The following is a 19,120-nucleotide window of genomic DNA, read 5'->3' as shown; positions in this document are numbered from 1 at the left end:
GGATCACTCACGGGTTTCAGCGTTCGGAACGGTCCCTCCCGCAACGGGAACGACAGCCTGGCAGATGTGGCGCGCCGGCGCCGTCCTGTTGCGGAAACGGGACAGCATCAGCGAGACGGCCTCGCGCCCGAGGGCGGCGCGATCGACACGCATGGTGGAAAGCTGCGGATTGGTCATCAGCGCGCAGGGCAGATCGTCGAAGCCGACGATCGCAAAATCCTCCGGCACCCGCAGGCCGGCTTCGGTGACGGCCTCGAGCACGCCGACGGCGATGAAATCATTCATGCAGAAGGCGGCGGTAAAGCCGGCATTCTCGGCAAGGATCGCGGCCATGCGTTCATGAGCCTCACCGCTGGCGCTGCCCTGCAGCGCCATGGACACGAAACGGCCCTCGGCGCCGGGGACGGCGGCGATCGCCGCCTCGAAACCACGGATGCGCTCCCGGATCGTCTGGCGGTGGGAACCGCTTAGATGCAGAATTCGGCGATGGCCGGCCTGCGTCAGCCGGCTGGTCGCCTGATAGGCGCCAAAGAAATTGGCCGGCGAAACGCCGTCGAACTGCGTCCTGGGGTCGGTGCCGTTGACCAGAACGGTCGGCGTCCTGTTGTGCTGCAGCCAGTCGCGCAGCATCTCGTTCGGATCGATGCCGACGAGAAAGAGACCTTCGGCGGCTGCGGCCTGCATATAGTCGCGCACGGCGTCCGGCGTCGTGCGATCCTCGCGGACCATCCGGATTTCGAAGGGCATGCCTGCTTCAGCGGCTCCGGCCCGCAGCCCCTCGACGATGGTTTCATAGAAAACGCTGAGACCGCCGGTGACGCCATCGCTGGCAATCAGCGCCAGTCCCCCGGCAACGGTTTCCGAAGCCGGTTTGACGGGATAGCCGTGCTCGGCGGCCACCTTCAATATCTGACGGCGCACGGTTTCACTGATACCCGGTTCGTTGGCGAGCACGCGCGACACCGTGGAGACGGAGACGCCGGCGAGTGTGGCGATATCGGCCTGACGCGGCCGTTTGATTTTCTGATCGTGCTTGATTTTCTGATCGTTCATGAGCAAACATTATGCAAATTACGCAAATTTGCAAGATAATCGTTATTTGTTGCAATAATTATTTTTTTGCGTACTCTTCTTGCGGAAATGCCCGTCAACGCCATTGGAGGATGGCCAGCAGGCATATTGGGACAAGGAGGATATCATGCAGGTCAATCGCCGTTCATTCCTGATGGGGTCAGCAGGTGCCGCCGCCGGCCTCGCCTTCGGCGCGGGAAGCGCCTTTCCGGCCTTTGCCGAGGGCACGTCGTTGCGCGCCATGTGGTGGGGGTCCAACGACCGCGCCAAGCGTACGCTCGACGTCGCCAAGCTCTATCAGTCGAAAACGCCTGGCGTCACGATCGTCGGTGAATCGCTTTCGGGCGACGGCTACTGGACGAAACTCGCAACGCAGATGGCCGGCCGCTCGGTCGCCGACGTCTTCCAGCTCGAGCCGGGAACGATCTCCGACTATTCCAAGCGCGGCGCCTGCCTGCCGCTCGATGAATTCGTCCCTTCGACGCTGAAGGTCGGCAGCTTCGGCCCCGACATGCTGAAGCTGACCACCGTCGACGGCAAGCTCTACGGCGTCGGCCTCGGCCTCAACTCCTTCTCGATGTTCTTCGACACGGTCGAATTCGAAAAGGCAGGAATCCCGCTGCCGACGCCCGACCTCACCTGGGATGAATATGCCAAGCTCGCGGTCGAATTGGCAAAGTCCTCCGGCAAGGGCGGCGGCCCCTATGCGGCACGCTACAACTATGTGTTCGATGCCTGGCTGCGCCAGCGCGGCAAGAGCCTCTTTGCCAAGGAAAGTGCCGGACTCGGCTTCACGGCCGACGACGCCACGGAATGGTTCGACTACTGGGAGAAGCTGCGCAAGGCGGGCGGCACCGTTGCGGCCGACGTGCAGACGCTCGATCAGAACACCATCGACACCAATTGCCTCGGTCTCGGCAAATCGGTGATCGGCATGGCCTATTCCAACCAAATGATCGGCTATCAGCTGATCATCAAGAACAAGCTCGGTATCACCATGCTGCCGCGCGAAAAGAAGGCTGGCCCCTCCGGCCACTATTATCGTCCGGCACTGATCTGGAGCGTCGGCGCCACGACGAAGAACGGCGAAGCGGCCGCGAAGTTCATCGATTTCTTCGTCAACGATGTCGAGGCCGGCAAGATTCTCGGCGTCGAGCGCGGCGTGCCGATGTCGCCGACCGTACGCGAAGCCATCCTGCCGCAGCTCAACCCGACGGAGCAGGAAACAGTCAAATACGTCAATCTTCTCAAGGATCAGGTCGGCGAATATCCGCCGCCGGTGCCGATGGGCGCAACCCAGTTCGACCAGCGCGTGCTGCGCCCGATCTGCGACGAACTCGCCTTCGAACGAATTTCGCCGGCCGATGCGGCGACCCGGCTGATCGAAGAGGGTAAGGCGACGATCAAGGGATGATCGATCGCCTGACATAAGAGGAGAGGCCCGCAAACCCCGGCGGGCCTCTCTATAGAGCCTTTCCGTTTTCCCAGAGTCTCGAAAACGCTCTATCTCTTTGTTTTCACGCAATTCCGGACGCAAACGCTATACAGTTTTGTTGGAATTGCGTGGCATCAGTTGGCCGCCGGGCTCTCGACCACCCGCCAGTCGGGCCGGCCGAGATCGAACGGCCAGGCGTGCACATCGCGGTCGTTGAAATAGACGACTTCCTGCAGGTTCGGGAAAGCGCTCTGCTTCAGCGTCGCGGTTTCCATCCAGGGCTTCATATAGGCGTCGCCGCCCTGGTAGCCGAGTTCCGCCACCCAGATGGGCTTGCCATAGCCGGCGACGAGATCATAACCCTGCTTGAGCGCTTCGGAGAATGTCCGGTGCTGGTTATGGGCGAGCTCATCGTAGCGCTCCAGCCCGAAGACCGAGAGCCCGACGAGGTCGACATAGTCGTCACCGGGATAATAATCCTGCAGGCCCGGCTCGCCCTTCGGCGACCACATGACCCGGGTGCCGGGCGCCTCCTGGCGGACGATATCCATCATCCGCCTATAGGCCGTAATATAGTCCTGCGGGTTCCAGCCGGCCCAGGAAAACCGGCCGGATTTGTCTTCCATCTCCTGTCCCCAGCGGACGATCACCGGGCTTTTCAGCTGAGATATCATCTGCGCGATCGCCCGCATGTTGACATCGTAGCCGCCGCGCAGAATCTTTGCGCGAAGCTGGGCGGAGGTCAGCCGCCAATCGACGTCCCAGGACCACGGTTCGATGGTGATCAGCAGGTTGCGGCCTCTCGCCAGTGCGTAGGCATCGGCGACACGCAGCGTTTCCAGATCGACGTCTTCCCAGGGCAGGAACAGGTGTTCCGTCGCGACATTCGCCTGCGCACCGAAATCGCCGTTCGGATCGTAGGCGCCGAACTTGATGCCGTCGGCATGAACGACCGGACGTTTATCGATGATCGTCCGCACGCTCGCTGCCGGATTCGGGACAATGCCTGCATATTGCATCTCGCTTCGGCTCGGCAGATCCGCGACCGACAGCAGCAGCAGCGCTATCGCAGCGGTCGAGAGGTTCTTTTTCATCAGCGTCTTCATGGCTCGCCCTCCTTTTCGGGCTACTCCTGGCTCAGCAGGACCTGCTTCAGTTCGCGCGCCTTCGCGCTCACGGTATCCACAGGAATGAGCTTGCGGAATTCGTCGTCGTCACGCGCCTTTGCATGGCGGAAGACGTACCAGTTGCCGTCCGGCTGGCGCCGCTGATAGATCGTGTTGCCGAGCTTCTGGTGACCGAAACAGGTGCTGGCGCGGGCCGCACCCTCGGCATTGGTCCAGGTAGCGCGCATGCAGAGCTGACCGAGATCGTCGACGACCCATCTGCCTTCGGCGAAAGACTGCTTACCCTTGTCGTTGGTCCAGGCGACGAAGCGCCGGCCCTCCTCGAAGAAATGGCCGCCGCCGGTGCCCCAGGTCCAGGTCCTGTCGCCATACATCCGATAGAGCTCATAGGCGCTGAGCGGCGTCGGTGCCTTCGTCCCCGCCGCCTCGGCACCGTGCGCCGCCACGGGCAAACACAGGCCGAGGGCAAGGACTGCCCCATACAATCTCGATCCGATACGCATTACGTCCTCCTACTCGATACTTGCCGGTTCCGCCGGCTCAGACACCTTGTTGATCCTGTCCCGTGTTTCCGAACCCATTCCATCTGATGCGGAACTTCACGGTCCTGGTCTTGCCGCCGAGCCCGGCGCCGGCAACGGCAAACTGCGATTGGCTGAAACTTACGATCGTCTGGCCGTGGGAGAGGGCTTCGAGGCTGCGCAGACCGTGGCTGCCGGCCTGCATGCCGCCGGTGACGCAGATCGCCAAACCGGTGGCCGTCGCAAGCCAGAGCCCGCGTGATTGCGGCCGCAGCGGCAGACCGTTCTCGATCGCATGGCGCATGACGATCAGCACCGTCAGCGACAGATAGATCGAGAGGTTCATCGCGGCGAAAATATAAAAGCCCTGGGCGGATGCGGCCTCGTTGGGAATCGCCATGGCGGCCGCGCAAAGCCCGGCGAGTCCGATATAGGGCGCAACGACGCGTAGCGGCAAAGACTGCTGCTGCTGCCTGCCCTTCGGGGTAATGCGGAAGTCGACGAAGGAACCGGAGATGTGATCGCGGACGGCCGCCAGGCTACCGGCAAGCGACCATGGCCAGCGCAGGAAGATGAAGGCGAGCCCCTCCCAGCCGAACAGTTTCGCATTGTGCGGCCTGAAGGTTCTCGTCGCCCGCCAGAACAAGGCAAACAGCGTCAGCACGATCGATATCGGCGCGAAGTGCAACAGGAAATCCGGATAGGTGACGTCGACGAAGACGTGGCCCGTCAGCAAGGCGGCAACCGGCAGCAGGAACATCACGGCCATGAAGGCGGAAAAGAGCGGATACCACAGCTGCGAGAACACGAACTGCAATCTCAGCCGCCAAGGCAGGCGCATGACATAGTGGCGGGAATGTTGCAGCAGGATGGTGACGAGGCTGCGCGACCACTGGAATTCCTGGACGACGAGATCGGCAAAATTCGCCGGGCCGTCACCATGCGCGATGGCGTCGACGGCATGCACACCACGCCAGCCGCCGGCATTCATCATCAGCGTCGTCGAGTGGTCTTCGGCAAGCTCGGGGCCGAGACCGCCGATCTGACGAAGGGCCGATGTGCGAACCGCATAATGCGAGCCGATGCAAAGCGGCGCCCAGCCATTGTTGTAACCGGTCTGCAGCGAACCATGCAGGCTCGCCTCGGCATAGAGCCTGCCGCGCGCCGCCCAGCTTGCTTCGGCATTTGCATCACAGATACTGGGGGCGGAGACATAGCCAACCCCGGGATCGGCGAAGGGACGCAGGATCTCGCGGAGATAGGTCGGCGTCGGCACATGATCGGCATCGAACTGGGCGACGAAATCGTAGCGCGCATAACCGAAATGGTCGTAGAAGTAAGCGAGATTACCCTCCTTGCAGCGCGTCCGGCGCGGCCAGACCGTGCGGTGATATTCCGCCACCCCTTTTCGGGTCGAGATCAGCACGCCATGCTCGGCGCACCAGCGCCTGGTTTCCTCCGAAGGATCCTCGTCGGCCAGCCAGACATCGAATTCGACGTCGACCTGGCCGAGCATCGCCTGAAGCGTGGCGCGCACGACGGCAAAGGGCTCGGACGGCGCCTTGGTGACGACCATCGCCACCCGCCCTTCCGGAAGCGATGCGCAGGAGTTGACCGCCCGCGCATCGAGGAAGATCAGGATGAAATAGGCCGGCACGAGCGTGATCCAGGCGAGCACCAGGGTGATCAGCATGAAGGCCGCCCCGGAAATGATATGGGTGGACTGGAACCACCAGATCCAGAAGTAGCCGAGCGCCGCCAGCCAGCAGACAATGCCGAAACCATAGGCAACGCGGTTCCAGCCGGTGAAAACAGCATCGAACGCATCCGCGGCGGTGGCGGCTTTTGCCGTCCTGGTGCCGTAGCCAAGGCGCGAGACGTCGCTCATGCGACAACCCCCAGTCCAAAGGTCGGGCTGGCGGTGCGAATGATCGTATCGATATCCGAGAGAGCCGGCGTGAAGCCAAGTTCGGCCTTGGCCCGTGCTATGTTGGCAAAGAGGATCGGCGGGTCGCCGGCGCGGCGGGGGCGATAACGCACGGGGACTTCATGGCCGGTCGCGCGATGGATGGCTTCGAGAACCTCACGCACCGAGGTGCCGCGGCCGGAGCCGAGATTGACGCTGAGCGAGCCGCCATCCTCCATCAGATGATTGACGGCGGCAAGATGTGCCTGCGCGAGATCGCTGACATGAATATAATCGCGCACACAGGTTCCGTCCTCGGTCGCATAATCGGTGCCGAAGACATCGAGCCGCTCCAGCCGGCCGGCGGCAGCGAGAAGGGCACGAGGGATGAGATGGGTCTCGGGCTGATGGCGCTCGGCAAGCTCACCCTCCGGATCGGCGCCGGCCGCGTTGAAATAACGCAGCGCGGCGAAACGGATGCCATAGGCGGCGGCGAAATCCTCGAGCGCCATCTCGAATATCAGCTTGGTGCGCCCATAGGGGTTGACCGGCAGCTGCGGGCTTTCCTCGCGGATCGGCAGGGAGGCAGGAATGCCATAGGTGGCGCAGCTGCTCGAAAAGACGATCCGGCCGATATCCTGGTCGAGGCAGGCCTCGAGCAGCGTCAGGCTGCCGACGACGTTGTTCCGGTAATATTTCCTTGGCATCTCGACGGATTCGCCGACATAGGCATTGGCACCACAATGGATGACGCAATCGGGCGAAAACTCTGCGAGAGTCCGGCGCAGCGTGGCGGCGTCTGCAAGCTCGGCCCGAATAAGCGGTCCCCAGCGGACACTGTCGGCATGCCCGGTCGAGAGATTGTCGTAGGTGACCGGGACCATGCCGGCGCGCGCCAGCGCTTTGCAGATATGACTGCCTATGAAACCGGCGCCGCCGGTAACCAGAATATAGCGGGGCATCTCATACGACCTCCGCCTTCTCTGTGCCGGCGAGCACGCTGTCGAAATAGTCGACGGTGCGGGCGAGGCCCGTTTCGAGCCCGATGCGGGGCTGCCAGCCCAGCTCGACCATGGCCCTGGAGATATCCGGCCGCCGCTGGCGGGGGTCGTCGATGACCCGCGGCAGGTGGACGATCCGGGAACGGGAATTCGTCAGGTCGCGGATGATTTCCGCCAGGCGGCGAACGGTGAACTCGGCCGGGTTGCCGAGGTTGATGGGGCCGATGCAGGCGCTGCCAGCGGCCGAAAAACGCAGGAAACCGTCGACGAGATCGTCGACATAACAGAAAGAGCGGGTCTGCTCACCATCGCCATAGATCGTCAGATCGGCATTGCGCAGGGCCTGCACGATGAAATTGGAAACCACCCGCCCGTCGTCCGGGCGCATGCGCGGGCCGTAGGTGTTGAAGATGCGGCCGACCTTGATGTCGACGCCGTAAGTCCTGTGATAATCGAAGAACAGGGTTTCGGCGCTACGCTTGCCTTCATCGTAACAGCCGCGCGGTCCGATCGGGTTGACATTGCCGCAATAGGATTCGTGCTGTGGGCTGTGGTTCGGGTCGCCATAGACCTCCGAGGTCGACGACTGGACGACGATCGCGCCGGTCTTGCGCGCGCAGTCCAGGGTATTGACGGCGCCGAGCACGTTGGTCAGGAGCGTGCCGACCGGGTCCCGCTGATAATCGGGCGGAGAAGCGGGCGAGGCGAAGTTGAAGATGAGTGACGCATGGATATCGAAGGGCCGGCGGACATCATGCTCGACGATCTGGAAGCGGCTGTTCGAGGCGAGGTGATCGACATTGACGCGGCGGCCGGTTGAAAAATTGTCGAGACATACGACTTTATGGCCGCGCTGCAGAAGTCTTTCGCAGAGATGCGAGCCGAGGAACCCGGCTCCGCCATTGACCAGAACGGTGCCTACCCCCTGGGGCACCGCTATGCCTGATGCTTTAGAATAGCCTTCGCTGGGAACGAAACTACGCATTACAAACTCCTTCCCATGTTTTAGTCTTTTGATTTATTGATGCACTGCGCGCCTCCATTATCCTCGTTGATATTCACCTTCCGGCTACCACAACTCGAATAACGTTTCAGTTATTCTTAAGATAACAGAATTACTATTCAAATGATATGACGATAACAGCCAAGTTCAACTTTAAAAATTACAACCATCCAAAATAACTACGCACTATTCTTTATTTTAACAAATGATTAATCACTTTATATCGATTTTGCACTTGGAGCGAGTATCCCGGCATTTGCTCAAGCTTCACTCAATGAAGTTGACGTAGAAGAAATGGGAAGGTTGGCCGCGCTGAACTGCGGACCGAGCTTGCATCCGGAAGCGCCATATGAGAGGGGTTTTGGCCATGTTGAAAAAACGAGATGCAGCGCAGCCGAAAGGCTGGTGCTTATTTCATTTTGCGATGTTCGCCTGTGGAACGGCCCTTGCGATCGGAGCGACGGCCTGCACGGTTGTTAACGACGACATCGCCGCCATCGCGAAAAATAACGCGGTCGAGACGCCGCGCGTCTCGAAGGCCTATGCCTATCCGGCAGATCGGCCCGAACGCCCGGCCCCAGCAACGGTTCGCGTCGCCTATCACGGCTCAGCGCCCTACATCTGCTCTCCAAGCGGCTTCGGACAGAAATCGCGCTGCTTTGCGCGCCCCTCGATCTGAAAACAATAGCGCCACTGCATAATTCCTCAAATCGGAATCGGTCCAAGGACAAAATTATGCAGCAATTCAAAGTGCGGCAACGTCGTCTGCACGTCTGAAAGAAAGGTCGCGCTGTCGATCAGTTGCGCCACCGGCCGGACATGTCGTCATCGCCGGCGGGATGCTCGTTGAAGAAACGGGATGCTGCTTCCGTGCGGTTTCGTACATTCATCTTCTTGTAGATGTTACGGACGTGGACCTTCACCGTGTTTTCGGAAAGATGCAGCTTGTCGGCAATGATCTTGTTCTGCGTGCCCTTGCAGATAAGATCGAGGATCTGAACCTCGCGGGTGGTCAAAGCGGAAATGCTGTCGCGCCTCAGCTTCAGCGCATTGGTGCGCGCCACGTCGACCGACTTCGTCTGATAGAGCGACGGCTCCAGTTGGGCGTTGTTGTTGGTCAGGCGATTGAGAAGCGCTGACGGAAAATGTTCGCCGCCCTTCATCAGCAGATCCACAGCGGCCATGAAGACATCGAGCCGCAGGTTGAGCGGCAGGACGCCATCGATGATCCTTGCCTCGACCAGCCGGCTGACATAGGGTTCAAGCATGTCGATGGCTTCGACGACCAGTCCGACAGAGGTTTCCGGGTGATTTTCGCGGGCAGCCTGCAGTGCCTCATGAAGCTCCGGTGCAGGTATATGATAGAATAAAACGAGCTTCAAATCGCCGGTATCTTTTTCCAGCATCGGCTTCGTGTTCGTTATGCTTGCCACTTCACAGTTCGGAAATTTCTTTGCCAGCGCTTCTACCATGCATTCTGAAAACAGATCCGCCTTGGCGACCACGAGGATAGTATTTCCCGATGAACCCAACTTCTTTCCCTGGTCTGCGTTCTCCATTCCTGAGCCTGCCATGAACATATACGCCTCCCCTAGCGTTACACTTTACTCAAACGTGGAGCGATGTCGGGTATTAAATATTATGAAATGCCAGCCCCTGATGTCACCGCTTTATTCTTTAGACATTTCTTAATAATGTTAATACGGATTGAGAAGGAAGGAAATGGCCCAAAGTGATTAGTTTTAGTGGGCAAAAAACGATAATATACAAAGTTTTGGTTGCATTTTTACTGTCGGTGATACTTCAAGGTTATATTTGCTCTGAATATAGATGAGCGCTCGATGTAATATTTCAGTACAGATTGTTATATTTCAGCATTCGTGAAGTGTCGAATATGAGACAGGCAACCGTCGAACGGCGCCGCTCAACCCAGCAGCGAATGCCGGTATCTGGGATGCTCGCGGCTCAGCGACGACCCCAACCGAAGCGGTCTCAACCGACCACCGACAGGGGCTAGCCACCGGGGCAGATCCGCCTTTAGCCCGAATTGATATCTATCGGATCCTCAATTTTTCCAGCAATCTTTGATGGTTGTCCAAGTGGCGACATGGAAACGTCAGGTATCTGCATGCGTTTTGATGCCCGACCTCCATTGGGGCAACTCAACGAAAATAAATTCTGAATACTCCTTATCCTCATCCAGGATGATGATCTGGATACGTGCGGTCTTGTACTGAGTGCGTACGTTCCCAATACCAACGATTTGATCAACAAATCGCGATCATGCCGCAGATGACTGGTTTCGAATACATCTGCCGATGTTAACGCATCGGAGCGAGCGCGAGCAAAATCCCATTTGAGATGAGAGGGATGTCGAAAGGCTGCTCCGGTTTTTTCTGGAGACACTCTGATGCCTGACGACTATCAGCACGACCCGAAGCCACCCGGCGACGACATCACGAAGGTCGGGGCGCTCGCCGACGGTTTTGCCAACGGCGCTGTCAATTCAACTGAAGTCGACGACGGCTCGACCGGTTATGTCGGCGCCGCCAATGACGATAATCGCGACAATACCGACAACGGTGTCGACGTAACCGTTAAAGCCGATATCGATGTGTCTGCCAATTCTGGCTTCCCCCTCGAGCTCGTTCAGGGTGCAAACCTGCTCAGCAACACCGTCGACGCCAGCGTCATCGGCGGCAATTCGCATGTCTCCGACGTCGGCGAGGACAGCAGCACCTGACGACAGGCCCGGCACAGCTCGAATGGTACAGCGGCGTGCCGCGCTCGACCCGCATGCACAGCATCGTCGGGCTGACGGTTCTCTTCGCCTTGTTCGGAGGGTTCGGCGCAACGGCGCCACTTGCTTCGGCCGTCATCGCGCAGGAAGGCTTCGTCGCGACCGCAACAACAAGATCGTCCAGCGTCTGGAGGGCGGCATCATGCGCGTCAGCGAGGGCGACACTGTGAAGGAAGGCGATATCCTGCTGATCCTCGATCCAACCGCCTCCCGCTCGAATGAGCGGATGCCAACAAACCAATCGCCGACGGCATGTCCCGGGCTATCAAGGAACGCTGAAGGTAGGCGGTCCGGCAAACGACGCCGATCCGCTAAAAGTGAAGGATTGCCCGTCGTTTCGACATGGTATCGGTATCAATCATCCTTTCGGGATGGATCGTCTCCTCCGGGGAAGAAAGGGCGAGCATGGCCGCGATGTCCGATGTCCTGCTGCGGGTCGGCCGCTTGAATTATGTCTGGACGAACACCGAAAGCCTGCTGATCTACATCATCGCCCATCTTCTCAAGGTCGAAAAGGAAGCGGCAATCGTCGTCTTCCTGACGCTCAACACGACGCGCGCCCGGATCGATCTCGTCGAACGGCTTGCCAAGCTCGCGTCGACCTCGCCATCCGACCGGAAGGCGATCCTCTCAGCCATGTCGCGGCTGAAAAAGGAATCCAAAATCCGCAACAAATACAATCACTGCATCTATTCCTTCGACGAGAAGGGAGAGATCTCCAGCACGCAGCTGATGCGGCTGGTCGAGGACGACAAGGAAATCCGCTACGGCAAGATCGAGCAGATGGATGCACGTGAGCTCGACCTTCTGGAGAAGTCGATCGCCGAAATCGTCGCCATCAGCCAGACGCTGTGGGCCTTCATCCACGCAAGCCCGCAGATCTCCGGCGGGCTTTGATCTAATCCGCATGGACGTGGCGCTGCCAAAACCGCCGCGCACTTTCGGGCGATATCGATCGAAGGCGGCGCCAGCTCGGCGAACGACGCCGGCCACGTTTGCATGGTCTTTGATTTTGAGTTGCGATCATTGTTAAAAGAGGTGCAAGCCAATTTTGCAACTCCTCAGTGGAAACTCATGCAGACCAGTGCAGATCGCGCCGAAAGAGAACGGCTTCTGGCCATTCTCGATTTCTGGCACAAGATCGAGTTCTTCATTCCCTACGATCTCTCCAGCCGTATCGTCACAGGTGAAGGGCGCAGTGTCTTCTGGCTGCATAGAAAAACGCTCGAAGACGACGGCGCCGCACTCAGTCGCCCAGCGATCCCCGAAGAGAAACAGATTACCGGTTTTACCCTGTTCCTCGGCGTTTTCAGCAAATCCGAAATTACCAGTATCCGCAGGCACTTCGACAATGTGGCGGCCGATATCGCCGAATATGAGGATGCCGAACGCAGCGATCTCGATGGCGATACCTGCTTTGCCAGCCTGCGGCTCACACCGCTGGGGCAGCCGATTTTCGAAACATTTTCCGTTTCCACGCTGCCATGGGCTCTGGGACGAGTGCAGAAATCCGGCCTCTCCTCGCTCAGTTCCGAGGCATTTGCCGAGAGTAAGCGGCAGCTATCGGAATTGCTGCAAAATTTTCGGGCGCAGCGGCATTTAAGATCTTCGTCCTGCGGGGACATCGACGATCAACCGATCGATGCCGGCGAGATCCTGACGCTGCATGAATTGCTCTGCGATTGGGCCAAATTTGCCTCGCATCGGGAGAAGCCCATCGCCGCCGTTGAAATCCGCTACAAGGACAAGGTGGAAAAACCGGAAGTCCTCTCGCTGCCGCCGCCGCAGGAGAGCCCTTCGCCCGATGCCGACGATGCGGAGGATGAGAGCGCAAACGTCGAGGAAGAGATCGGTATCCTGAACAGCTTCTTCATCGAGGATATCGAGCGGGCGATGTTGCGCGTCAAACAGGGCGATATCCCCGAGCCGCTCAGGCGATATCTCACGGCGCTTTCCCGGGAGAAGCGGATCGACCTCTACTCGGAGGATGGACGCCGGGCGATCGTCAGGGCCTTGCATCCTGGCAATCTCAACCGTGGACGCTGGCTCGGCGAACCGCATCAGGCGATGAGCCTCATGCAGCAGTTCGCGATCAATTCGGCCGTCGGCGACCTTTCCGAAACCGGACTTTTCTCGGTCAACGGCCCACCGGGGACGGGAAAGACGACCCTGCTTCGCGACATGTTCGCGGATAATATCGTTCGGCGCGCCCGGGTTCTCTCCTCCTTGAAGACGGCGCGCGATGCCTTTGACGGATCGGTGCGCCGCGCCATTTTCGCAGACCGGAGCACTGCCACCCTGTCGACGCTGATCCCGGCCCTTACCGGTTTCGAGATGGTCGTCACCTCCTCCAACAACGCCGCTGTGGAGAATATTTCGCGTGACCTTCCCAAGCGAAGCGCGATCGCCAGAGGGTCGTCATTCCAATATCTGCAGACGGTCGCGCACAAGATCGCCTGCCAGAAGGACAATGGCGCCACCGTCAAGCTTTCCGACGGCGACCGCCCATGGGGGCTGATCGCCTGTGCGCTCGGCAATTCCAGGAACCGCCGCGCCTTTAAGGAGCGTTTCGCCTTCATGGAAATCACCGACCGGCCAAAGCCCGGCTGGTCCGGTGCCGATAAGCCGCAGACCATTTGGGAATGGCTGAAGAGCTATGAAGGACCGACCTTTGCCGAAGCGTCGGCAGCTTTTCATGCCGCCGACGGCGCGGTTCGCGACAAGATCGGCCAATATGCACGTTATGCCGATCTCCATGACGAGATCACTCTCGTTTCGCAGGATAGCTTCTGCCGCGAGGCGCTTGAAAGGGTGGCAGCCGCTGCGGCCGAACGTCGAGATGCGCAGGACCGATGCGACAGGGTCGCCGCCGAAATGCGTCGCATCAGGAAAGATCTGTCTGATCTGAAGGAGGAGGAACAGTTGCTCGACCGCAGCGCGCCTGCGCGATGGAAAAGATTACTGGCGACCAACCCCGCCCGGCAGCATCGGCAGGACGTTGTCGCCAATGCGCTGAAGCAATTGGAACTGCGCAAGGCGCTGGCGGAATGCGAGCATCAGCTTGCCAAAGCCGATGGGCCTATGCTGGAACAAGCTTTGCGGGAGCATGACCGGGCTGAACGGGCACTGCGGTCACGACGGAAAATCTGGTCCGCGAAAAGAGAAGAATTCGAGCGGCTGGCGGAAATTCTCGGTCATCCCGCCGCACCCAGGCGCCTTGCGGATCTTGAGACCGAGCAGGTCCAGATCGACGGCCTTTGGCATCAGGACGAACTGGCGGCTTTGCGTTCTGCATTGCTGGAAGCGGCGCTGACGCTGCATGAAGCCTGGCTGGCGGATGTCGGCAGAAAGGGCGGAGGTTTTGGCGGCAACATCGTCTCCATCAGCAAACTGCTTTCCAACAACAATCCTGTCGACAGCGACTATATTGCATTGATCTGGCAGAGCCTTTTCATGATCGTTCCGATCGTGTCGACGACGTTCGCGTCCTTCTCCCGGCAGTTCCACGGCCTCGAAGCCGGTTCGATCGGCTGGGTTTTCATCGATGAGGCCGGCCAGGCCGTGCCCCAGGCCGCTGTCGGGGCCTTGCTGCGGGGACGCCGCATTATGGTGATCGGCGACCCCCAGCAGATCGAGCCGGTCTTCACCCTGCCGAGTGCGCTCATTACCGCCACTGCTGCGCTCTCGCCCCATACGGCGACAGGACAATATTCACCGAACATGGCATCGGTGCAGATGCTGGCCGACGCCGCCAACCGCTACGGAACAACAATCGAGGGCGGGGAAGCGGATGGGCTCTGGATCGGCACTCCCCTCAGGGTGCATCGGCGCTGCATCGATCCGATGTTCAGCCTTGCCAACCGGATCGCCTATCAAAACAAGATGATATTCGGGCTGAGGCAACGCCAGCCCGCCGGCGATGCCCCGCCATTTTACGGCGACAGCGCCTGGATCGACATCAAGGGCAAGGTATCCGGGAAACAGATGGTTGCCGAACAGACGGACTTTATCGTCGATCTCCTCACCGCCACCTACCGCCGGGATGGCGCATTGCCGGATCTTTATATCATTTCGCCCTTCAAGGAGATCAAGAACCGTCTGCGGGAGGCTCTGACCCACGCAAGATGGATCGATCCGGACGGCAATCCGCGTTCATCCCCGCCAAGACTGTCGAGGTGGCTGCGGGAGCGGATCGGCACGGTGCATACTTTCCAGGGCAAGGAGGAGGACATGGTTTTCATGGTGCTCGGCGCCGATGCCGAGCATAGCGGAGCCGCAGCCTGGGCAGCATCGAAGCCAAACCTCCTGAACGTGGCCCTGACGCGCGCCAAACGCCGTTTCTACATCGTCGGCGACCGGTCCCTCTGGGAAACTCTGCCTTATTTCAGAGAGACGGCGAGCTCCTTGGATAGGATCCAGGCAGGGGACTTCCTTGCCAGGATTGGCGGGACAGAAGACCGGTTTTAAGGAACTATCGGACAGCCACTGTTTTTGGAGGGCCGAAACGCCAAAAGCCCGCTTTGCAGCGGGCTTTTGGTATGGCTGTAGAGAATTTGGTTGCGGGGGCAGGATTTGAACCTGCGGCCTTCAGGTTATGAGCCTGACGAGCTACCGGGCTGCTCCACCCCGCGGTATATATTAACACGAAAGGCCGCTTTGTGAGCGGCCCTTTGATCGGCTTTGGGCCGTTAGTTTTGTGTGAGAAGATTTTATATCATGAAGTTGCGCTTTGCAGACCTGGCAGCGACCTACTCTCCCGCGTCTTAAGACGAAGTACCATGGGCGCAGGGGCGTTTCACGGCCGTGTTCGGAAAGGGAACGGGTGCAGCCACCCCGCCATAACCACCAGGTCGGCAAAGCGCAACTTATGTTTGAGAAGCTGGGGGATGAGGCGGTAGTCAGTAGCCATTAGGCAATAGTGACTAGCGTCATCGCATTTTTTTGAACACGTCTTTGATGTTTGCGAGGGAAGAGGCGGAGCAGTTTACTACTCACTACTCGCTACTGCCTATTCACTACTCACTATCGAACTTTGTTCGATGAGCACAGTCAATGAGAACGATCAAGCCGATCGAGCTATTAGTACCGGTAAGCTTCATGCGTTGCCGCACTTCCACACCCGGCCTATCAACGTGGTCGTCTTCCACGGCTCTGATAGGGAATACTCGTTTTCAGGTGGGTTTCCCGCTTAGATGCCTTCAGCGGTTATCCCGTCCATATATAGCTACCCTGCTATGCCCTTGGCAGGACAACAGGTCCACCAGAGATATGTCCATCCCGGTCCTCTCGTACTAGGGACAGATCCTGTCAATATTCCTACACCCACGGCAGATAGGGACCGAACTGTCTCACGACGTTCTGAACCCAGCTCACGTACCGCTTTAATTGGCGAACAGCCAAACCCTTGGGACCTGCTCCAGCCCCAGGATGCGATGAGCCGACATCGAGGTGCCAAACAACCCCGTCGATATGGACTCTTGGGGGTCATCAGCCTGTTATCCCCGGCGTACCTTTTATCCGTTGAGCGATGGCCCTTCCACACGGGACCACCGGATCACTATGACCGACTTTCGTCTCTGCTCGACTTGTCAGTCTCGCAGTCAGGCGGGCTTATGCCATTGCACTCGACGACCGATTTCCGACCGGTCTGAGCCCACCATCGCGCGCCTCCGTTACTCTTTCGGAGGCGACCGCCCCAGTCAAACTACCCACCATACACTGTCCCGGACCCGGATGACGGGCCGCGGTTAGACATCCATGACGATAAGGGTGGTATTTCAAGGATGGCTCCACGGAAACTGGCGTCCCCGCTTCAAAGCCTACCACCTATCCTACACATGCCGACACGAATGCCAGTGTAAAGCTATAGTAAAGGTGCACGGGGTCTTTCCGTCTGACCGCAGGAACCCCGCATCTTCACGGGGAATTCAATTTCACTGAGTCTATGTTGGAGACAGCGGGGAAGTCGTTACGCCATTCGTGCAGGTCGGAACTTACCCGACAAGGAATTTCGCTACCTTAGGACCGTTATAGTTACGGCCGCCGTTTACTGGGGCTTCGATTCAAAGCTTGCACCTCTCCTCTTAACCTTCCAGCACCGGGCAGGCGTCAGACCCTATACGTCGTCTTGCGACTTCGCAGAGCCCTGTGTTTTTGATAAACAGTCGCTACCCCCTGGTCTGTGCCACCCCACAAGAGTTGCCTCATATGGGGTCACGCTTCTTCCGAAGTTACGCGTGCAATTTGCCGAGTTCCTTCAACATAGTTCTCTCAAGCGCCTTGGTATACTCTACCTGACCACCTGTGTCGGTTTCGGGTACGGTCTATACGGTGGAGCTATTTCCTGGAACCGCTCCGCTGCCCTGATAATCCAATAAACCAGAACAACTTGTGCAATCCGTCACTACCACCAGGCCCACGAATATTAACGTGGTTCCCATCGACTACGCATTTCTGCCTCGCCTTAGGGGCCGGCTAACCCTGCTCAGATTAACTTTAAGCAGGAACCCTTGGTCTTTCGGCGAGAGGGTCTCTCACCCTCTTTATCGTTACTCATGTCAACATTCGCACTTCCGATACCTCCAGGAGCCCTCACAGGTCTCCCTTCATCAGCTTACGGAACGCTCCGCTACCACTTGCATTACTGCAAATCCTCAGCTTCGGTGCATGGCTTCAGCCCCGTTACATTTTCGGCGCAAAGACCCTTATTTAGACCAGTGAGCTGTTACGCTTTCTTTAAATGATGGCTGCTTCTAAGCCAACATCCTGGTTGTTTTGGGATCCTCACATCCTTTCCCACTTAGCCATGACTTGGGGACCTTAGCTGGAGGTTAGGGTTGTTGCCCTTTTCACGACGGACGTTAGCACCCGCCGTGTGTCTGCCGAGTAGTACTCCCCGGTATTCGGAGTTTGGTTAGGATCAGTAAGACGGTGAGTCCCCATAGCCCATCCAGTGCTCTACCCCCGGGGGTATTCGCTCGACGCTCTACCTAAATAGATTTCGCGGAGAACCAGCTATTTCCGAGTTTGATTGGCCTTTCACCCCTAGCCACAAGTCATCCCAATCTATTGCAACAGATGCGGGTTCGGTCCTCCAGTTGGTGTTACCCAACCTTCAACCTGCTCATGGCTAGATCACTCGGTTTCGGGTCTAATGCAACAAACTATATCGCCCTATTCAGACTCGCTTTCGCTTCGCCTACACCTACCGGCTTAAGCTTGCTTGTTACACTAAGTCGTTGACCCATTATACAAAAGGTACGCCGTCACCCTCTCAGGCTCCGACTGTTTGTAGGCATCCGGTTTCAGGTTCTATTTCACTCCCCTTGTCGGGGTGCTTTTCACCTTTCCCTCACGGTACTTGTTCGCTATCGGTCATGCACGAGTACTTAGGCTTGGAGAGTGGTCTCCCCATGTTCAGACAGGATTTCTCGTGTCCCGCCCTACTCTAGGACAATCATGATATCTACGCGTACGGGGCTGTCACCCACTACGGCCGCACTTTCCAGAGCGTTCCACTTTAATCACAATTGCCACTGGCCTGGTCCGCGTTCGCTCGCCACTACTTGCGGAGTCTCGGTTGATGTCCTTTCCTGCAGGTACTTAGATGTTTCAGTTCCCTGCGTTCGCTTCTTACACCCTATGTATTCAGGTGTAGATACCTTATTATCGATACTTGGAACCTCATGCGTCTGTGATGCAAACAGTGAGTAGTGATTAGTCGGTAGTGATTAGTTTTTAAACTACTCACTACTCACTACTCACTAATTCCTACTCACTCTCGCGCCATCGGCGCATCAGATTCCCAAGTATCTTAAGGTGGGTTGCCCCATTCGGAGATCCATGGATCAAAGCTCATTCGCAGCTCCCCACGGCTTTTCGCAGCGTATCACGTCCTTCATCGCCTGTGCATGCCAAGGCATCCACCAAATGCCCTTACGACACTTAATCGTTCTCATTGCCAATGCTCATCATCTCGTTGCCCGCTCCCAAAGGAAACAGCAACAGACCGGGTTACCTTTTACAACCCAGTCAATCCAACAATGCCATCGACGTGTTCGACAGGTCTGCTTTATTGGAGCTACGCCGAGCAGCCCACTTGCAGCCTGTCTTAAGACCAGCTTCTCGAGATTGGATCCGATACCGCGCGGTCAGGCAACGGTAATCCGATCGTTCATCAGACGAGGCCGAAGCCACGAACAACAAACGATCCAGAGCGACAAGCTTCCCTCCTACCTCCAGTCCTTCCCCTATCTC

General features: G+C 58.3%; 11 protein-coding genes, 1 tRNA gene, 2 rRNA genes and 2 pseudogenes. 6 read left to right on the top strand and 10 right to left on the bottom strand.

From position 1 onward, the window contains the following. Positions 1-3 precede the first annotated feature (3 nt). Positions 4-1,053, bottom strand: a complete 1,050-nt coding sequence (locus RHEC894_RS00395; protein WP_085735450.1) for a LacI family DNA-binding transcriptional regulator — start codon at positions 1,051-1,053, stop codon at positions 4-6. A gap of 145 nt (positions 1,054-1,198) precedes the next feature. Here RHEC894_RS00395 and RHEC894_RS00390 point away from each other — a divergent pair, with 145 nt between their 5' ends. Then, a complete protein-coding gene (locus tag RHEC894_RS00390) occupies positions 1,199-2,485 on the top strand; it encodes an ABC transporter substrate-binding protein (protein WP_085738802.1) in 1,287 nt (428 codons plus the stop codon). Between the two features lie 155 nt (positions 2,486-2,640). On the opposite strand, the gene RHEC894_RS00385 is transcribed toward RHEC894_RS00390, so the two are convergent. The 5 genes from RHEC894_RS00385 to RHEC894_RS00365 are packed head-to-tail and all read right to left on the bottom strand — an operon-like array spanning position 2,641 to position 8,046. Further along, entirely contained in the window at positions 2,641-3,612 is a 972-nt protein-coding gene (locus RHEC894_RS00385) for a glycosyl hydrolase (RefSeq protein ID WP_085735448.1), read from the bottom strand. Positions 3,613-3,632: 20 nt separating this feature from the next. Next, entirely contained in the window at positions 3,633-4,136 is a 504-nt protein-coding gene (locus RHEC894_RS00380; RefSeq protein ID WP_085735446.1) for a DUF995 domain-containing protein, read from the bottom strand. A 37-nt stretch (positions 4,137-4,173) separates the two neighbouring features. Beyond that, entirely contained in the window at positions 4,174-6,042 is a 1,869-nt protein-coding gene (locus RHEC894_RS00375; RefSeq protein ID WP_085735445.1) for a glycosyltransferase family 2 protein, read from the bottom strand. Further along, positions 6,039-7,022 carry a UDP-glucose 4-epimerase GalE gene (gene galE, locus RHEC894_RS00370; protein ID WP_085735443.1) on the bottom strand — a complete coding sequence of 328 codons (984 nt, stop codon included), beginning with the start codon at positions 7,020-7,022 and terminating at the stop codon, positions 6,039-6,041. Before galE ends, RHEC894_RS00375 begins: the two co-directional genes overlap by 4 nt. Before the next feature lies 1 nt (position 7,023). Next, positions 7,024-8,046, bottom strand: coding sequence for a UDP-glucuronic acid decarboxylase family protein (locus RHEC894_RS00365; protein WP_085735442.1), 1,023 nt, complete (start codon positions 8,044-8,046; stop codon positions 7,024-7,026). Between the two features lie 385 nt (positions 8,047-8,431). Between RHEC894_RS00365 and RHEC894_RS00360 the strand changes: the two genes are divergently transcribed. After that, positions 8,432-8,743, top strand: coding sequence for a hypothetical protein (locus RHEC894_RS00360; protein WP_085735440.1), 312 nt, complete (start codon positions 8,432-8,434; stop codon positions 8,741-8,743). 118 nt (positions 8,744-8,861) lie between these two features. Here the strand turns inward: RHEC894_RS00360 and RHEC894_RS00355 are convergent, their stop codons facing one another. Further along, a complete protein-coding gene (locus RHEC894_RS00355) occupies positions 8,862-9,644 on the bottom strand; it encodes a response regulator transcription factor (RefSeq protein WP_085735439.1) in 783 nt (260 codons plus the stop codon). 830 nt (positions 9,645-10,474) lie between these two features. Between RHEC894_RS00355 and RHEC894_RS00350 the strand changes: the two are divergent. The 4 genes and pseudogenes from RHEC894_RS00350 to RHEC894_RS00335 all read left to right on the top strand — a co-directional run. Further along, positions 10,475-10,696 (top strand): annotated as a pseudogene (locus RHEC894_RS00350) (fibrinogen-binding protein); the annotation flags it as partial. 107 nt (positions 10,697-10,803) lie between these two features. Beyond that, positions 10,804-11,093 (top strand): annotated as a pseudogene (locus RHEC894_RS00345) (biotin/lipoyl-binding protein); the annotation flags it as partial. Positions 11,094-11,269: 176 nt separating this feature from the next. After that, entirely contained in the window at positions 11,270-11,761 is a 492-nt protein-coding gene (locus tag RHEC894_RS00340; RefSeq protein WP_085735437.1) for a hypothetical protein, read from the top strand. A gap of 177 nt (positions 11,762-11,938) precedes the next feature. After that, complete coding sequence (locus tag RHEC894_RS00335) at positions 11,939-15,331, top strand: DEAD/DEAH box helicase (protein WP_085735436.1); 3,393 nt, start codon at positions 11,939-11,941, stop codon at positions 15,329-15,331. Between the two features lie 87 nt (positions 15,332-15,418). Here the strand turns inward: RHEC894_RS00335 and RHEC894_RS00330 are convergent. The 3 genes from RHEC894_RS00330 to RHEC894_RS00320 all read right to left on the bottom strand — a co-directional run bounded on the left by RHEC894_RS00330 (position 15,419) and on the right by RHEC894_RS00320 (position 18,814). After that, positions 15,419-15,495 (bottom strand) — tRNA-Met (locus tag RHEC894_RS00330). 104 nt (positions 15,496-15,599) lie between these two features. Next, positions 15,600-15,714, bottom strand: a 5S ribosomal RNA gene (gene rrf / locus RHEC894_RS00325). A gap of 208 nt (positions 15,715-15,922) precedes the next feature. Continuing rightward, positions 15,923-18,814 (bottom strand): 23S ribosomal RNA (locus RHEC894_RS00320). Between the last annotated feature and the right edge of the window lie 306 nt (positions 18,815-19,120).

Origin of the sequence: Rhizobium sp. CIAT894 (assembly GCF_000172795.2) — a bacterium.
GTDB lineage: Bacteria > Pseudomonadota > Alphaproteobacteria > Rhizobiales > Rhizobiaceae > Rhizobium.
This window is presented reverse-complemented; position numbering and strand designations above follow the sequence as displayed.